Below are 16,580 nucleotides of genomic sequence, written 5' to 3' on the forward strand. Positions count from 1 at the left end.
TGGTGATAAAAATGAGATAAATTGCAGTTAAACAAGGAAAATAGCGCAGATAATATCGAGATATTAGTCAGCTATTTGACGCCGTTTGGCAAGATTTAGCCATTTTTAACCCATTTAGATAACTATCGATTGAATTGAGGACACGCCCTAGTGAATCAATTATAACAATTTCATGAAATAAAATGGACAAGACTTGGTTTTTATAAAGAAGTTATAGAAAAAATGTCAGTGTGCTATAAAAATGAACGATTTTGTATCGCTTGTCCAAGGGTCATGCTATCAAGATATTCAAGCTCGCCGCCCATTGGCACACCTTGTGCCAAACGCGTGACCTTATTAACATGACGACTAACCGCTGCACTGATAAAGTGCGCGGTGGTCTGCCCTTCGACAGTCGTACCAGTCGCCAATATCAACTCTTCAACAGGCTCTTGCTTGACCCGCCAGACCAGTTGTTCAATATTCAAATCATCAGCGCTAATGCCATCAATCGGTGATAAATGACCACCTAACACAAAGTAGCGGCCACGGTAGCCTGCGGTTTGTTCGATAGCCATCACGTCTGCTGCGGTCTCAACCACACATAGCAAGGCATCATCACGGCGCGGATCTTGGCACAGCGGACAGATGTGATCATCACTGAAGCTGTGACAACGCTGGCATTCGACGATATCGCGCATCGCCTCATCAAGTGCTTGGGCGAGTGCCATGCCTTGTGGGCGTTTTTTGGTAAGCAAATGCAGTGCCATACGTTGGGCACTTTTTTGACCCACACCCGGCAAAATACGCAGCTGTTTAACCAGCTGATCAAATTTGGCTGTCAGCAAAGCATCTTCCTTTATTTAACTTAATTTATAAATCGTAGCTATGAAAATGGGGTCGTATCATGTCGATAACAACCCCATTTTGTCTTTAATATGTCGTGTTTGGCTTAAAAAATAATGACTTAGAACATACCTTGCATACCTGGTGGTAGACCCATGCCTGAGGTCGCGCCAGCCATGGTTTCTTCGTATAGCGCATCTGCTTGACGAACGGCGTCATTGATAGCAGCAGCGATAAGATCTTCGATCATATCTGGCTCATCTTCAAGCAAGCTTGGATCGATGGTTAAACGCTTAACCACATGGCGACCCGTCATGGTAACTTTTACCAGACCACTGCCCGCTTCAGCTTGCACTTCTTTATTCGCCAGCTCTTTTTTAGCGTTTTCAACGTTTGCTTCGACTTTCTTTTGCATCGTTTGTGCTTGTTGCATTAATGCTTGAATATTCATAGTTGCCTCTTTTGTTTTTTAATCATAAATGATTGATATTTTACTAGGGCGTGTCCTCAATTCAATTGATCATATCTAAACGGGCTAAAAATGGCTAAATTTTGCCAAACATCGTTAAATAGCTGGTTAATATCCCGATATTATCTGCGCTATTTTCCTCGTTTGACGGCAATTTATCTCATTTTTATCACCATTTTTGAAATGAGGACACGCCCTAATATAAAGTGCTAACCGTGATTATACCGCTATCTTTACAAACTGTCTAAACCACGTGCCAAATCTTTGATGATATCTTCTACATCTTCTAAACCGACCGACAAACGAATAAGGCCATCTTTGACGCCCGCTTCTACGCGCTCTTTTGCACTCAAGCGAAAATGGGTCGTTGTTGCAGGATGAGTAATGGTGGTTTTAGCATCACCTAAATTATTAGTAATAGAAACCATTTGAGTGGAATCAATGACATGCCAAGCCGCAGATTTCGAATCACGACTATTTGAATCAGTGTCATCTGAAGCCTTTACCTCAAAACCCATGATAGCACCATAACCACCTGTCATATGATGTTGACGCGTCGCCAGCTCATGAGCGGGATGATCACTCAAACCTGAGAAATGTACGGCACTAACATTGGGATGATTAACCAAAAACTCTGCCACTTGATTGGCATTTTGACAATGCGCTTGCATACGCAGTTTCAGCGTCTCTAACCCTTTGGTAAATACCCAAGCATTAAACGGACTCATACTGATACCGCCTGAACGTACCACAGTAAACGCCTCTTGCATAAGCTTATCACTGCCGACCAATGCGCCGCCAAGTACTCGACCCTGACCGTCTAGATACTTAGTTGCAGAATGAATCACCACATCTGCACCCAAATCAAGCGGACGCTGCAAAGCTGGGGTAGCAAAACAATTATCCACAACGAGTAGAATATCATTGGCTTTACACAGCTGGCTTAAATAGCCGATATCACAAATCTGTGCCAATGGATTGCTAGGGCTTTCGCAATAAATGACTTTGGTGTTTGGTTGAACGGCGTTTGCCCACGCATCATTATCGAAGCAATCAACGTAGCTGACTTCCACACCGAACTTTGCCATATAATTATTAAATAGACCAATCGATGAGCCGAATAATTGATTGGCAGCAAGCAAATGATCGCCTGCTTTCAGATATGCCAAGCACATAGTCAAAATCGCGCCCATGCCAGAGGCTGTCGCCACTGCACGCTCACCGTTTTCAAGCGCTGCTAAACGACGCTCAAAGGTACGCACACTTGGATTGGTGTGGCGTGAGTAAACGTTGCCCGTCTTGTCTCCATTAAAATGTGCCGCGGCATCTGCCGCTGAGGTATAAACGTACGAGCTGGTAGTAAAGATAGCCTCTGAGTGCTCACCCTCATCGGTACGATGTTGCCCTGCCCGTACAGCAATGGTTTGCATACCATAATCGAGATCTAAATTGAGCGCGTCACTGCGCCAGTTTGGATCTAATTTATCTACATTTTTATCATCATGGGCTTGCGACTGACTCATAAATATTCCGTTGCTTTGATTGGTATTTTGATTGATATAAAATGACTGCTTATTCTTCTGATTATCGACCGAATGCATCAGCGTTATCATATCATGTCAACTTATTCCACACAGCTGGTTTCAAGCGATGGCTAAACATTATTTTTGAATACACATCTATAGTCGGTTCAATATAATTTAGATACAAGGAAGGCAAGCGAAAGTACTACAAATAGTAGGCTAAGCGAGCCTGACACCGTATCTGGTTTATATAGGATTGACTATACCTCTTTCTTAACAATAGATGAAAGAGAGAGCATATCTAAACGATAAGTAAATAATGACTGGATAAGTCGCTGAATCTAACAAAAATAACGTATTTATAATAGGCATAGATGACGACAGCTGATAAGCTTAGCGGCGATTTAATTTTTGCCTTGGGCGATATTGTTATACGCTTCGTAATCAGTGCTATCATCGGTAAAATAAACGATGCACTAGCGCATGTCCTTCATTCAATTGATAGTCTTTTTAATGGGCTAAAAATGAGGACATGCCCTCACGCTTACTTTCTAACAAATACTTCTTTATGTAAGGCTCACTAAGGTAATTCATTTATGTCGATGTTCAGTATAGAACCAAGCAACTTATCGTTGAGTCTAACACTCGGACTAACCTTAGGTCTTAGTGGATGTCAGGTTTTGCCAAAACAGCCGCACTTACCTGAGAGCCAAGCATTATCAGCACGAGTACATGACTTATATCAACAAGAAGACAATCAAGAAACTGGACGCAGTGACACAGTAGCAACCAATGACGTTGATTTGGTAGCATCGATTAGTGAACAGAATGATATTCACCCAGATTTATCCGGCTATCACCCCATTGTAACTGGTGCCAATGCTTTTGCTTCTCGCAGTATATTAACGGACATGTCCACACGTAATATCGATGCGCAGTATTATATTTGGCATAATGACCAAGCTGGTCAGCTATTACTGAAAGATCTGTGGGAAGCGGCTGAACGCGGCATCATTGTACGTTTATTATTAGATGATTTTAATAATGATGCCACCTTCGATCAGCATTTATTACGTTTTTCCAGTCACCCGAATATTGCGGTACGAATCATCAATCCGCTGATGCACCGTAAGTTTCAAACATTAAACTACGTCACAGGTCTGCCACGTATCAATCGCCGCATGCACAATAAAAGCATGACTTTTGATAAGCAGATTACCATTATTGGGGGACGTAATATTGGCAATGAATATTTAAGCAATGACCAAAATAGTCAATTTGCGGATTTGGATGTTTTACTCATCGGTAAAGTCGTCGCAGATATTGACAACAGTTTTTCAAGCTATTGGTCATCGCCTTTGTCATTTGACATCGAAACGCTAGTGAAGCCTGACAACAGTACAGCGCCTGATTTCCTAGCGGCACTGGACAAGCTCGGTCAGGATGAAAAAGGTAGCGACAATCATTTGACGGTATATAAAGAAGCGCTAGAAGAGTCAACGATAGACAGTGACTTGGTCAACAAACGCGTGCCTTTTCGCTGGACAGACATGCAGTTTTTGAGTGATGATGTAGGCAAGCTGACCAAAACGGTACCAGCAGATACCAATTTGGTGCATCAATTGCGTACCTTATTAGGCAGCCCAACCAAAAAGCTAACCATCATTTCTTCTTATTTTGTACCCACCAAAGATGGTGTCAGTACTTTAGTGCAATTGGCTGACGCTGGTATCGAGATTAAGATTTTGACCAATTCATTTGATGCGACCGACGTGACTGCTGTGCATTCTGGCTATAGTCAATGGCGACCTAACTTGCTGCGCGCCGGTGTCAAAATCTACGAGCTAAAATCCACCGCCTCTGAGGAAAAACGCGAAAACAAGCTTTGGAAAGCTCGTAGTCAATCCTCAACCAGTTTACATGCAAAAACGTTTGCCGTTGATGACTATCAAGTGTTCATTGGCTCCTATAATGTCGACCCTCGCTCTGCCAATATCAATACAGAGATGGGTGTGATCATCAATGATGATGAGCTGGCAAAACAATTGCATGGTGCGCTGAGCGATGACCTGCTAAACCAAGCTTATGAAGTCAAACTATCAGATAATGGTAAGCTACAGTGGCATACTATGGAAGACGATAAAAAAGTGGTTTATGATTCAGAGCCACGCGTCGATATCAGCGATCATGTCTGGCTGACCATCATGTCATGGCTACCTATTGATTGGTTGCTATAGCTGCCACCATCAAAAGCACTTTAAAACCTAGTCATATTTACATAATAACAGCGCTATTGAGTGATTCTTTTGCCCAATTTTTTTAGTTTGAGCACTTTTTAGTTGGAGTGCTTTTCATTTAAGCACTTTTCATTCAAGTGCTTTTCATTCAAGTGCTTTTCATTCAAGTGCTTTTCATTCAAGTGCTTTTAACTCCGAGGCTTGTTGCCCAATAACTTTTAGCTCAAACGTCTTTATTTTTTCGACAAATCATTATTTTTCATATTGATTTGTCGTTTTTTATTATAGCCGGTTATCCAGATAATAATCGGCTTAACGAATACTATTATATGTGGATGCGTGACTTCTTATGCCTTCTCGTTCTCAATATGCACTGATGTCTGCTAAAGACAGAAACACAGTACTGTTTATCTGCTTTAGCAGTGCAGTCGCGTTTTTTGACTTTTTGATTTATTTATATTTAGCAGATATTATGGCGGCAGCTTTTTTCCCTGCTAATATCGACCCTGCTGTTACAAAGATACAAGGGCTTGGATTATTTGCCATCGGCTATTTGGCACGACCACTTGGTGGTATCATCTTTGGTCGTTATGGCGATATCAAAGGCCGAAAACCCATACTGTTAATCAGCATATTAGTGACGGCGGTCAGCTTGTTAGCGATGGCATGCTTACCTACTTATGGACAATGGGGCTTGATTGCACCAACCTTATTTATAGTATTGCGGTTGATACAAGGCATGGCATTTGGTCTTTATGTACCGCTTGCTTGGGTCTTTGTGGCAGAACATGTGCCGCGCCAATATTCGTCAGTAGCCTGTAGCTATGTTACCGCTAGTTTTTATATAGGCGTGCTATTTTCTAACGCCTTTTTTCTTTGGTTAACCAGTTCCATGACGACTGAGCAATTGGCTAATTACGGCTGGCGTTTACCGTTTTTAATCGCGGCCATTATGAGTTTATTACCATTAGTGACATGGCGTTGGATAGATGAATCACCATTTTTTCTTGAAATGAAAAACTCCAAGCCGAGTGATTATGTTGCCAAACCATTCAACCTACTCTTTAAACATTGCAAACACTCGTTATTTATCGGTATGGTTCTCACGCTTATTATTTCTAGCGTCACGACTGTTGTGGTACTACTGCTACCCGATTTGATTGAATTACGTTTTACCTTAGACAGTGATTTATTTGGATTCTCACACAGTCTGGGTATTGTGTTCATGGTTTTTGGTTGTATTTTTTATGGGATAATATCCAACCACCAAAACTTCGGTAAGATTCTGACGGTTGGCTCTATTCTTTTGATCGCTCAGATGTTTGCCTTTTTTTACCATCTGCAAGCCAGCGGTGACTACATCCTCATTATGTATGCGCTTTTAGGCTTTTGTGCTGGCATCGTTGGGATGATACCTGCCATCCTTGTACAGTTATTTCCGACCAATGTACGACTAACAGGAATGGCTTTTTGTTATAATATCGCCTACGGTATTGTTGGAGTGCTTGTGCCTTTTGGACTGGGTTATGCCACTCTGTATGTGAGTTTCTCACCAGCGCTCTACATTGCATTTATCGGTTTTATCGGCATAATAATGGGTATTTATTTTTATAATTTGCCTGAATTCAAAAAAATCGACCACATTATTTAGCTAGTAGCTGCATAAAGATTGAAATTACAAATTTAAGGTGCAATCGTATGTCTCATACATTGCACCTTGTTCATTTATTTAAGACACCAATATTATAAAATATTAAGGCTCAAAACCATGGTTGATATGACCAACAAACGTCTTTCCGTTGCACCCATGATCGACTGGACAACGACGGATTATCGTTATTTTGCTCGGCTTTTCAATCCGCATGTTTATTTGTACACCGAGATGATCAGTACGGGCGCGCTGATACATGGCAATCGAGCACGGCATCTGCGCTTTGATACGCTTGAGCATCCGCTGGTACTACAGCTGGGCGGCGCAGATATTAGCGAGATGACGCAATGTGCTGAATTTGCGCAGCAGCATGGCTATGATGAGGTCAATATCAATGTTGGTTGTCCCTCTGATCGCGTACAGCATAATAAGATTGGTGCTTGCCTCATGGCAGAGCCGCACACGGTTGCCGATTTGGTCAAACACATGCAAGCGGCGGTCGATATCCCAGTAACCGTGAAGCATCGTATTGGTATCGATGATTTTGACAGTTATGAGTTTATGGTGGATTTTGTAGAAAAAGTGGCAGCAGCAGGTTGTACACGCTTTATTGTCCATGCACGTACTGCATGGCTACAAGGGCTTAGCCCCAAGCAAAATCGAGAAATACCACCGCTACGTTATGAGGATGTCTATCGTCTCAAACAAGATTTTCCACAGCTCGATATCGAGATTAATGGCGGCATCGATACTGTTAAAGACATCGAAGCACATTTGCAGCATGTGGATGGCGTGATGATTGGTCGCGCGTTTTATCACAACCCTTACCTATTAGCAGAAACCAATAGCTTATGGAACGAATCAGCACCTAAGCGCTCAGATATTCTAGCGCAGCTGTATCCGTATATGCAGGCGCAGATTGCTAAAGGTGAAGCACTGCCAACGATGACAAGACATTATTTAGGGTTGTTTCAAGGACTGACGGGTGCGCGCAAATGGCGACAGGCTTTGAGTGGCAAACCTCAGCTAACGATCGATGATATCAAACGGGCAGCGGATGAGGTATTACTACTAAATCCTGATGCCTAAGAAAATCCATCATTATGATGACAGCTATAAAAGAGCAATAGTAATGCCGAAATAGTCATTATTTATTTAGGCGGTTTGCGCAATATATTGCCACATCGCCGCTCCATTATTCACGATATGCAATAATATCGGCAGTAACAGCGAGCCTGACTTGATACGCGCGTAGCAAAATATCAATGCCAGTACCACGATGGTACTGATTTCATAAATACCATACTGCACATGGATCACCGCAAATATCAAGCTGGTCACGACACTTGCTACGATCGCCCCTCGATGCTTTGAATAAGTTGACGAGGTAAATTGCTCTGCGATCGCTGACCATAATAGACCACGAAATATCAACTCTTCATAGATTGGCGCGACAATGACCATTGCAAATATCAATAGCCATACTGAGCTGACAGACTGATATAAAGGGTCGACGAAGAGCAGTGGCGATTTATCAAGCAAATAAGTTAATGCCTGACTGCCAATCATAAATATCAATAGCAGCCCAAGCAATCCCATACCCACCGCAAATGAGAACGGCTTTAGCGCTAAATACTGCCGACTATCGCCGCCTCTTACACGGATCACTAAAAGGCTAATAGCAATCAATAGCACGAAGCCTATGATAATAGAGAGGCTGACCACAGTGCCATCGTTACTACCAAAAAAGAAGATATCAGCCATGGTTGAATTTTTAGAAGCTGGTAATACTAGCTTGCCAGCGATATACACGCCTAGCAGCTGACTGATAAAAAATGCCATCAGCATACCAACAGTCAGTAGAAATACACCCAATCGTGAAAATAGCGGCGTGCGCTTAGGCGGCGTATTAAGATTGTATGAACCAGTAGCATTTTTTAGCATAAAGTCATTACTCAAACGGATATTTTGTCAGCTCGCATTAACATAAACAATAATGAGCATAAATAGTCATCAGCTATTATGTTGGTAATTGCTGCTCAATCAATGATAATACTTGCTGAGATACCGACTCTGGATACTCAAGTGGGAACATATGACCACCGACATGGGTCTCATAAGGAATATCCAAACGCGACTTTATTTGTTGGGGAAATCGGCGTTTTAAAAAGATACTGTCTTGACCGATAATCAAAGTAACAGGCGGCTTTGGTCCATGATTTGGTGCCAGCCAATACCAAGATGGATTGGTGCGAAAGACAGCGACCTCACTGGCTTTCGAAATCGCCAATGTCACTTTGCCATCCGCACGTTCGTGTAGCCCATGCTCGATATAGCCTTGAAAACTGCGTTCATCGAAGTTTTTGAAAAAGCCTTTGTGCCGCATCTTATCGTACGCATCTGCGCGGCTCTCCCAGACATCACGGCGATGCTTAGACACGCCAGCTGGTGACAATTTATCCATCAGGCGGTTATTCATCATCGGCAATCTATCCGCCGTCTTTGCCAAATGCCATAGCAAGCTCACTTTGCCATAAATCCAAGGCGGATCCATGAGTACCGCTTGGGCAAAGTGCTGCGGCGCACGATACAATGCCTGCAAGGTACACATCGCACCCAGCGAATGACCCACTGCCACTACTTGCGACACGCCATGCTTCTCACAGATATTTTTGACACTATCAATAATCTGCTGTGTAAGGCTGCGCCAATGATCATCGACTGGATAATCAGGCGTTGCACCCAGCATGGCAATATATTCAATGGTAAAAAATTCTGCTAACTTCTCAAAAAATGGTTGATAAACCGCACTTGGCATCCCATTAGCATGAGCAAAATGCAGGACAGGTTTGTTGGTTATTGTAGAGACAGGTAAAGCAGTAAAAGTTGGCAAATTGATTTCATCACTCATGACAAGCTCTCTTCGATTTAAGTCGCTATTTAGGGTGTTTTTTATAATCATTGAATCTCATATACAATTAAGGCTGAGCATAATCATACGCTCAGCCTCAACAATCATACACAGTAAATCTCAAACATAAAACGCTTAACGCATCTGCGCATTGCCTTCTTCTTGCGGTAAAACATCAAGACTGACACTAGAGCCAATGCCCGCACCCAATTTAACAGCAAAGCGGTCCATGAATAATTGGAACGGATCTGTTGGGCTATAATTGATGACATTACCCAGCTCTAACTGCTTTTCTAAGCTAGCGATGCTGCCTTTCTTATCGGCTAAGCCAAGCTCAATCGACTGCTCGCCTGTCCAGAATAATCCAGAGAACAGTTTATTTTGTTCAGGATTTTTGAGACGATCACCGCGACCTTCTTTCACTGCATTAATGAAATGCTTGTGGGTGTTGTCCAATACTTTTTCGACATGTTTTTCTTCATAGTCCGTTAACGGACGTGACAAACTTAAGATGTCTTTGTATTCACCAGCAGTAATCGTACGATCTTCTACGCCGACTTTATCCATCAAACCTTTGATGTTATAGCTTGGCATAATCACGCCGATAGAGCCAACCAAACTTGATGGGTTCACATAAATCTCATCCGCCGCAGAAGCAATATAATATGCGCCAGAAGCACCCATATCACCAATCACTGCATAGAGTTTTTTGTCTGGATATTCTTTACGCAAATCCATCATAGTCTGCCAAATCTCATCAGACTGTACTGGTGAGCCACCAGGTGAATTGATATCCAAGGCTACCGCCTTTGAATTGCTGTTTTCAAAAGCACGGGTCAATGCCTCATTGACATCATAAGCGTTGGCCACATCGCCACTACTAATGACACCTTGTAGCTCAACCACAGCTAAATGTGGCTTGCTCGTGTCGACACCATCTAGACCCGTTGGCGCGCTGCTGCTGCAACTACGACCAAGCGTCAGAAATATCAGTAAAATATAACCAAAGGTCAATAGTTTAAAAAAGATACTCCAGCGACGGGCGCGGCGTTGCTCGACCACACTAGCCAATAAAGTGTTTTCAAGCAATCGCCATTCTTGTCCACTCGGCTGGCTTGGCGGCGACATCGGTACTGGCTGATTTGCCGAATTGTCAGGACGTTTGTTAGGGTCTGGTGGCCAGTTGGGCATATAACTTCCTAAGTCAGAAACAGTCTAAAGCAATAAAAAGAGAAGATAGAAATACAGTCAGTAATAAGGAGCTGCTTGTCACTCCAAATACGGTCACAGTCATCTATATTCATAGGCTGCTAAGTATGGTGGTATTTCAATCATGGTTCAATAGTATAACTGGGAAATATCACTATATTGTAACATTGATTAGATAAGCAATATTTTTATGGCGTCGTATTGGTAGTATCTACTGCCGGATTGAGAGATAACGTTGCTTCTAGCATTTTATCATCATAAGTGATCATTTCAGTGATTGTTTGACGACTTATCACCTCAGCAGTTATCTGTGATGTGCTATGTCCTAGCCATGTCACATTACGAAAAGTGAGTGATTGCTCAGGTGGTTCAACTGGACATAACAATGTCCACATTTGCCAAATACGCTGATGAGTATCTGCATTTAATATCAGACGTGCCTGAGGCATATTGGCTTGATGAGTCGGTGGCTGGATACTTGATGTGAGTGTTTGCGCAGTGGCAGGTGTTGATTTGAGTGGATCAGCCGCATTATACTTTAATACCCTTATGGGCAAGCTGGCATCTATAGCCACCGTACAATCCCAAACACTCGGACTGTCTATTTTGCTCCACCCTGTCAATGCTTGTATGGACAAGTCACCATTGCCCAACTGCCATGTTTTGCCTTGTTCACAGCGTTGCACACTGATATTGGTCATGTCCTTGGGTTGGCTAGTGACTTTATAGGCTTGCTGAAATGCAGACCAACGATCAGAGCGCCCTGCTTGCCAATACTGACTAATAGGTAAACGCTGATTAAGCTGAAAAACCGTCAAAGGCAACAGCGCAGAAGCATTAGCATTAGTAGAAGCAGAAGCAGAAGCAGAAGCATTAGAAGCTAAATACTTCTTATCAGTAGTAAGCGTCTCCGTCAATCCAGCACTACTACTCTGCACAACCATACCTTCTAGTGTATCAACTGACAAGCTACCCAGCTGCTGCGCCAATGTCATCGACAGCTTATTCGCCGTTAGATTACTGGGCATCGTTCGTGCAGCATTGGGTTTGTGGTCAGATAAAAATAGCCAGCTGATGTTTTTCTTATGCGTATCTGTTGTGGATGACTGCTCATTATTGGCAACAGGATACTGTAACAAAGCAGCGCTTATATAGGGGTCACCCGTTGGTAATATATACAAGGTCGGTATCGTCGTGAGTGATTGCTGATTGGCATATACTGTCATCATTAATAAGGTTAGCGGCGGCAGTGCCAGCCAACGACTGATAAATCCTCGTGGTAGTAGCCATGGCAACATACTTAATAGTACCATCAGTAATAAGGCGACATTCACGGGGGTATAAAGCCACGCTTCTGACAATGCTGGTAATGAGGTTAACCACGTTATCAGTTCATGCAATTTCGCGACAATGGCGCTAACGAGCAGCCAAATACTATCAGCAATAGCAGGTGATAAAAGATAGCAAAGCCCTGCCAACAGATTAAGCGGCACAATCACCCAACCAAATAAACCGATAGCAAACAGATTGATGACAAGACCCCACAGCGACGCCTTGCCAAATAATAACAATGTAATAGGTAATAAAGTAATAAATAGCCAAAATTGTAATTTGAATACACGTTTGCCTATTATCCAAACACGCTTGAATGCAGTCTCTACTACACTGGCATTATGAGCAGATGCCGTTTTTGATATGACAGCTGATTGCGTATATGATGCATCATCATATTTAAGGAGTAATGCCACTGCGATAAAAGATAGCCAGTACCCTGCCTGCCATAATACGTAGGGATCAAGCCATGCCATCAACACTGCCAAGGCAAACAACACCCGCATCGTACTAACCGGCAATAATGTTAAACGTACCAAACCTATCGCGAATAACATCCATGCGGTACGAGCAGCGGGTACATCAAAACCAGTAAATAGCGCATAAATAAAAGCAGCAGCGATCATCACCCACCAGCGCACTTGCCAACGCGGTACATAACGATAAACCTTTGGCCATAGCCGATCAAAAAGCAACACCGCCGCACCCGCCAGCATAATCGCTAAAAACAATACATGTGTTCCGGAAATCGCAAGTAGATGTGAAATACCAGCCAGCTGATACAAATCCTTGGTATCGCGATTGATTAAACTGCGATCACCTGTGAGCAAACTTAAAGTGACCGCTTTTGCCTGTTGCGCTGCTGTGGTCTGTGTCGACCAATCTTGATAAAAATGCTGGCGTAATTGCCAACGCCCTTGGTTGATATAAGTCTGAAAACGCTGAAGATATGAAGAAGAGGCAAACGCTGGCTCTAATACCTCAGTATTGCTGACATTTGATGTGCCAACGGTCAATATATTAGCGACTCCATCAATATGACGACCTCGCAGCCAGCGATAACTGTCAAAACCAGATGGATTGCTCAACGCTTGCTCAGAGGTCGCCAGTGGTGCAAGCGCTAAACTCATAAACAGCTGATCGCCAGGTTGTAAGTAATTCAAGCGGTCAAATGGATTATTGTCCAAATTTTTCTTGGATGATTGTTTTGATGAATTTTTTGGATAACCATTAAGCAATACACGGTACGTGCCATCCTTACCGTTATTATTATTTAAGTTATTTTCATACAATTTATTATTGCTTAGGCTATTATTTTCATCTATTAGAAAGTTACTGGTCATAGCGTCTAAATCTTCAACCGCCAACGCCGACACCAAGGGTGATATATCACTAATGACAGCAACTTGTCGATAGCCACTGTCCGTGGCGACGTCATAAACGCTGTCACTTATTCCTTCGATGGTGACTAATGCTTGTACACGCATTGGCTCAGTGATTTCTGTTAGTTCTGCTTGCTGATGGCTAATCAGGGCTTGCAGCGCACTGCCAATGATTAATCCAATTGCCAATACAGCAACTAAAACATGAGTCAAAATACGAAAAAATAGTTTAGATTTATGTGAAGTATTATATGAAGGATTACGTGAAGAGAGACCAGCAGTATGTTGCGATAAACGGCTGGGTTTTGCAGAAGGTACATTAAACTGGGCAATAACAATCAGGATAATAGCAAAAATAATGAGGGATAAAGATAGGACGGGAGTATTCAATATATCCATTAACGATGAACTAGTGGGTATCGCCATACTATCTGCGACTGCCAAAACGCCCATCATGGCGATAATAATCAAGCTACCAATCAACCAGTACACCAGCGCTCCTTGCTTGATGAGGTGAATATTAGTTTTTTCCTAAATAAAGCCATTTATTATGATAAATAGCCACTTAATATGACGAAAATGTACCGGAATGCTAAAACACAGATTGATACTCAAACCAGCAACAACAACTGATACGTCATGCAATAGCATTTATATAACTATTACCCTATACTGACTGACATATTGCGATGATGATAATCTGATATCATTATCCTCTATATTCTCAGCTGTACACTTTATGAATAATATTACTTTATAGCAGACCATCAATGCGATTGAGCGGACTGTAGCTAACGATTACAAAAGGCGATCCTGTGCCCCAAAAACGTCTGAAAGACCTGCTTCCTACGCCAGAGAAAATCTTAGAAAGCCGCACCTTAAAACTGTTCGCACCGCATCTGGCTGATCCACGATTATGGCACTTTAATCGACATAGCTTAAATAAAGCGGTCTATATTGGGGTGCTTAGTGCATTTTTCCCATTGCCAGGGCAGATGCTGCTGGCTCTAGTTGGCTCATTAATTTTTCGTGCCAATGTTCCCATGGCACTCGGTCTGACTTGGATTACCAATCCACTCACGAGCTTGCCCATCTTTTATGCAGGCTATTATATCGGTGCCAAAATCCTTGACGTACCGATGATTAGTCTGCGGCTTATCGGCAGGATGATTGCTGATTTTAGCTTATGGGCACTGTCAGATGGTGCAAATCCATTCATTACCTATCGCGGCACGGTATCGATTGCTGCTTTTTGCATAGGCTTGACGATCTTAGCGATTGTGACCAGCATCGTTTGTGGACTGGCATTTAAGGCTGTTTGGCGCTACAAAACCGTCGTGAGCTGGCAAAAACGTCAGCAAGAACCTTCTGATAAACCGCCTAAAATCTAATATATGCTGCTGTTATCAAGTCATGGTAACCATAACGTAGCGAACCACCCTTTACTTTCAACCATTCGCTAACGATAGCAATCTAGATCACCATCTATTATCGATTTTTCTATGCTATGTCTCAATATCACCTTAAGCTGGCTATGACCTAAAAACAAAAGCCATTTTCTTTGTTGATACCAGTCACTCTGCTTCTTTATTCTTTTCTATGGCCGCAAGGATGTTGTCCGTAAGGCTAGTGTCCATCTCGAAAACTTCAACCACTTTTTCATCTTTAAGCAATGTATAGCGTTTGCCCGTTGCACTGTCTTGAGCTTTTAGATCATAATCAACGCCAGCCAAAGTAATGGCATCAAAAACGGGTGTTAATAGGTCTATTTGTGCCTGTTTATCAATTGTCTCGAATAACGTCACATCCATATAGAGTTTTAAAGGTTCATTGCCTTCTTCGGCACTGCCAAAAGCAGCGATTGGGTCGTCATCTCTATCCATCATAATAGTCCTTCTTCAATCAATTGGCGGCATTTTGCAGCCCCATTTTGCGTTTATTTTTATTAAAAACTTAGTGCCTGTTGAACATAAATTTTGTCGTTCTAGGGTATATCCTCACTTTAGTAATGATGATAAAAGCGAGACAAATTGCCGTCAAACAAGAGAAATACTACAGATCATAGTGACATTAACCAGCAGTTCAGTTCAACGACGTTTGACAAATTTTAGCCCATGTAGATATCAATTGACTTAAATCAGGACACACCCTACTACTTAATAACAATAACCATTTACGCTATTAAAAATAAAACGTTAAAAAATGCAGCGTTAAAAAACAGTTAATACTGCTCCCAATGACCATTACGTAGCAATAACTGACGATCCGCTAACGCCGCGAGATTGCGATCATGTGTCACCATTAATAGTGCGGTTTGCATGGTATTTTGCAGCTCTGATAATAATCCAAACACGCTTTGCGCATTGTCATAGTCCAAATTACCCGTTGGCTCATCTGCCAAAATAAGCGATGGCTTCGTAACCAAAGCACGGGCAATAGCCACACGCTGGCGCTCGCCGCCCGATAGCTCACCAGGTCTATGCGCCAGACGATGCTCAAGTCCGACACTTTCTAGTATTGCAATTGCTTGCTCTCTTGCTGAAGTCGTTGAGACCTCTGGTCGCATCAGTAACGGCATTGCAACGTTTTCAATGGCAGTAAATTCGGCTAATAAGTGGTGAAACTGATAAATAAATCCCAGATGCTTGTTACGCATGGCACCGCGCTCAGTTTCATTCATGCTATTTAACAATTGACCATGTAGCCAGACCTCACCGCTGGTTGGCGTATCAAGACCACCAAGTAAGTGTAGCAAAGTGCTCTTGCCTGAACCACTGGTGCCAACGATGGCGATGCGCTCGCCAGCATGGACGGTCAAATCCAAGCCAGTCAGTACTTGCGTACTAACCGCCCCTTCATCATATATCTTGTTGATATTTTTCGCCTCTAAAATGGCAGACATGGCTTTTCCTTTATTCTATTTATACTGGTATTGATGCTTTATTCAGCGCTACAAATAATTTATCAGCCTAAACTTGCATTAAAATTAATTTTACCTAACAAGCATTGGTAATAACTTAAACTGTATATAAAAACTTAAG

13 protein-coding genes are annotated in these 16,580 nt (G+C 42.4%); 4 read left to right on the forward strand and 9 right to left on the reverse strand.

Going from position 1 to position 16,580, the window contains the following annotated elements; all coding sequences use genetic code 11:
• Window positions 1-233: 233 nt before the first annotated feature.
• The 3 genes from recR to ACT3S4_RS00750 all read right to left on the reverse strand — a co-directional run bounded on the left by recR (window position 234) and on the right by ACT3S4_RS00750 (window position 2,817).
• The gene (recR, locus tag ACT3S4_RS00740; RefSeq protein WP_238035459.1) at window positions 234-827 is read right to left on the reverse strand and encodes a recombination mediator RecR; all 594 of its coding nucleotides are present in this window, start codon (window positions 825-827) and stop codon (window positions 234-236) included.
• Between the two features lie 119 nt (window positions 828-946).
• Window positions 947-1,276, reverse strand: coding sequence for a YbaB/EbfC family nucleoid-associated protein (locus tag ACT3S4_RS00745; RefSeq protein ID WP_045445429.1), 330 nt, complete (start codon window positions 1,274-1,276; stop codon window positions 947-949).
• Window positions 1,277-1,527: 251 nt separating this feature from the next.
• The gene (locus ACT3S4_RS00750; protein ID WP_444760351.1) at window positions 1,528-2,817 is read right to left on the reverse strand and encodes an O-succinylhomoserine sulfhydrylase; all 1,290 of its coding nucleotides are present in this window, start codon (window positions 2,815-2,817) and stop codon (window positions 1,528-1,530) included.
• A 596-nt stretch (window positions 2,818-3,413) separates the two neighbouring features.
• On the opposite strand from ACT3S4_RS00750, the gene ACT3S4_RS00755 reads away from it, so the two are divergent.
• The 3 genes from ACT3S4_RS00755 to dusA all read left to right on the forward strand — a co-directional run bounded on the left by ACT3S4_RS00755 (window position 3,414) and on the right by dusA (window position 7,794).
• On the forward strand, window positions 3,414-5,054 hold the full coding sequence (locus ACT3S4_RS00755) for a phospholipase D family protein (protein ID WP_201560059.1): 1,641 nt from the start codon (window positions 3,414-3,416) through the stop codon (window positions 5,052-5,054).
• 349 nt (window positions 5,055-5,403) lie between these two features.
• The gene (locus ACT3S4_RS00760) at window positions 5,404-6,705 is read left to right on the forward strand and encodes an MFS transporter (protein WP_444760194.1); all 1,302 of its coding nucleotides are present in this window, start codon (window positions 5,404-5,406) and stop codon (window positions 6,703-6,705) included.
• Between the two features lie 117 nt (window positions 6,706-6,822).
• Window positions 6,823-7,794: a tRNA dihydrouridine(20/20a) synthase DusA gene (gene dusA, locus ACT3S4_RS00765; RefSeq protein WP_087813725.1), complete on the forward strand. Its 972-nt coding sequence runs from the start codon at window positions 6,823-6,825 to the stop codon at window positions 7,792-7,794.
• A 66-nt stretch (window positions 7,795-7,860) separates the two neighbouring features.
• Here dusA and ACT3S4_RS00770 read toward each other — a convergent pair whose 3' ends face one another.
• The 4 genes from ACT3S4_RS00770 to ACT3S4_RS00785 all read right to left on the reverse strand — a co-directional run bounded on the left by ACT3S4_RS00770 (window position 7,861) and on the right by ACT3S4_RS00785 (window position 14,031).
• The gene (locus ACT3S4_RS00770; protein WP_444760195.1) at window positions 7,861-8,649 is read right to left on the reverse strand and encodes a lysostaphin resistance A-like protein; all 789 of its coding nucleotides are present in this window, start codon (window positions 8,647-8,649) and stop codon (window positions 7,861-7,863) included.
• Between the two features lie 76 nt (window positions 8,650-8,725).
• A complete protein-coding gene (locus ACT3S4_RS00775) occupies window positions 8,726-9,616 on the reverse strand; it encodes an alpha/beta fold hydrolase (RefSeq protein ID WP_444760196.1) in 891 nt (296 codons plus the stop codon).
• Between the two features lie 135 nt (window positions 9,617-9,751).
• Window positions 9,752-10,807, reverse strand: a complete 1,056-nt coding sequence (gene sppA, locus ACT3S4_RS00780) for a signal peptide peptidase SppA (protein ID WP_424518581.1) — start codon at window positions 10,805-10,807, stop codon at window positions 9,752-9,754.
• Between the two features lie 206 nt (window positions 10,808-11,013).
• Window positions 11,014-14,031, reverse strand: a complete 3,018-nt coding sequence (locus ACT3S4_RS00785) for a ComEC/Rec2 family competence protein (protein ID WP_444760197.1) — start codon at window positions 14,029-14,031, stop codon at window positions 11,014-11,016.
• A gap of 323 nt (window positions 14,032-14,354) precedes the next feature.
• Here ACT3S4_RS00785 and ACT3S4_RS00790 point away from each other — a divergent pair, with 323 nt between their 5' ends.
• Window positions 14,355-14,930: a DUF2062 domain-containing protein gene (locus tag ACT3S4_RS00790; protein ID WP_045445416.1), complete on the forward strand. Its 576-nt coding sequence runs from the start codon at window positions 14,355-14,357 to the stop codon at window positions 14,928-14,930.
• A gap of 183 nt (window positions 14,931-15,113) precedes the next feature.
• Here ACT3S4_RS00790 and ACT3S4_RS00795 read toward each other — a convergent pair whose 3' ends face one another.
• Together ACT3S4_RS00795 and lolD are read right to left on the reverse strand one after the other, a co-directional pair.
• Window positions 15,114-15,425, reverse strand: coding sequence for a hypothetical protein (locus ACT3S4_RS00795; RefSeq protein ID WP_444760198.1), 312 nt, complete (start codon window positions 15,423-15,425; stop codon window positions 15,114-15,116).
• 335 nt (window positions 15,426-15,760) lie between these two features.
• A complete protein-coding gene (lolD, locus tag ACT3S4_RS00800; protein WP_045451357.1) occupies window positions 15,761-16,441 on the reverse strand; it encodes a lipoprotein-releasing ABC transporter ATP-binding protein LolD in 681 nt (226 codons plus the stop codon).
• Between the last annotated feature and the right edge of the window lie 139 nt (window positions 16,442-16,580).

The organism is Psychrobacter sp. AOP30-A2-5, from assembly GCF_052378115.1.
In the GTDB taxonomy this organism is placed as follows: Bacteria; Pseudomonadota; Gammaproteobacteria; order Pseudomonadales; family Moraxellaceae; genus Psychrobacter.